1 protein-coding gene is annotated in these 1207 nt (G+C 65.4%); it reads right to left on the bottom strand.

All coding sequences use genetic code 11. From position 1 onward, the window contains the following. Window positions 1-54: 54 nt before the first annotated feature. A complete protein-coding gene (locus ISP17_RS19485) occupies window positions 55-1194 on the bottom strand; it encodes an OmpA family protein (RefSeq protein ID WP_404636169.1) in 1140 nt (379 codons plus the stop codon). Window positions 1195-1207 lie beyond the last annotated feature (13 nt).

Raw genomic sequence — 1207 nt, 5'->3', positions numbered from 1 at the left:
AAAAAGAAGAAGCCCGGCAGATGCCGGGCTTCTTCATGGGTACTGCGGGGGTTCTTACTGCTGAACCTGTAGCTCCGTGCGACGGTTGCGGGCGCGACCGGCATCCGTGTCGTTCGTGTCCACCGGATCGCTCTCGCCGTGGCCGATCGGACCTTCCAGGCGGCTGGCGTCAATCCCGTGCGCCGTCAGGTAGTCGTACACGATCTGTGCGCGACGCTCCGACAGGCTCTGGTTGTACGCATCCGTACCCTTCGAGTCGGTATAACCGGCCACCGTCACCTTCACCTGCGGGTAGCGCTGCAGCGTGTCCACCGCCTGGTCCAGGATCGCGATCGAGTCCGCACTCGGCTCGGCCAGCGCCTTGCCGATCTCGTCAGCCTTCACGTGACCCTTCTTCGGGTAGTCGAACTTGAAGTTCACGCCGCGCAGGTCGATCACCACCTTCTGCGGGCAACCGTCCGGACCCACGATCGTGCCAGCCGGCGTGGCCGGGCACTTGTCGTCGCAGTCGTTCACCTGGTCGCCGTCGCTGTCCAGCGTCGAGCAATCCGGGGCGGCCGGAGCCGGCGCGGCTTCCGGAGCCGGGGCGGCCGGCGGCGCGCCGAAGCGCGACACGATGCTGAAGCCCAGGAACCAGTCACCGTAACCGTCCTGTGCCGGCTGGCTCTTGTTGTCCCAGTCGTAGCGGTAGCCCGTCTCGATGCGCACGTCCGAGCTGTCCGTGATCGTCTTGGACACGCCCACGCCCAGCTCGGCGGCCGGCGAGAAGCCCTGGTCGCCACGGTTGTGGTGGTTGCTGCCCATCAGGCCGGCCAGCAGGTACGGACGCCAGGCGTTCCAGTCGCCGCGGTAGAAACGCGCAGCCACGCCGAAGCTGTTGTTCGACCAGCTGCCGCCACCCACTGCCGAGTCCACGTCACGCTTGGTGCGGTCGGCGAAAATGTCGATCGACGCATTCGGCGAAATGAAACGACCCACGCCCAGACCGTAGTAAATCTGACGGCTGTTCGTGTTGCGATCGGTGTCGTTGTAATAACCACCAACGGTCGGCGCGATATACCAGCGGTCGTCGTAGCTCGACGAGCTCATGCTCGGCGCGCTGTCCGCCGGCGCCGGGGCCGCGTCCTGCGCGTGAACGGCACCCACGCCGCCCAGGGCCAAAGCAATCAGAAAATACAAGCCCTTACGTTTCATCAGGTGTCTCCTT

The organism is Dyella ginsengisoli (assembly GCF_044904665.1).
GTDB classification, from domain to species: Bacteria; Pseudomonadota; Gammaproteobacteria; order Xanthomonadales; family Rhodanobacteraceae; genus Dyella_A; species Dyella_A ginsengisoli.
The sequence above is the reverse complement of the archived record's forward strand: the minus strand, read 5'-3'. Positions and strand labels throughout refer to the sequence as shown.

Bases quoted from the DNA above. Each gene is read 5' to 3' on its own strand.
- ISP17_RS19485 (WP_404636169.1), bottom strand. From the start codon at position 1,194: ATGAAACGTAAGGGCTTGTATTTTCTGATTGCTTTGGCCCTGGGCGGC.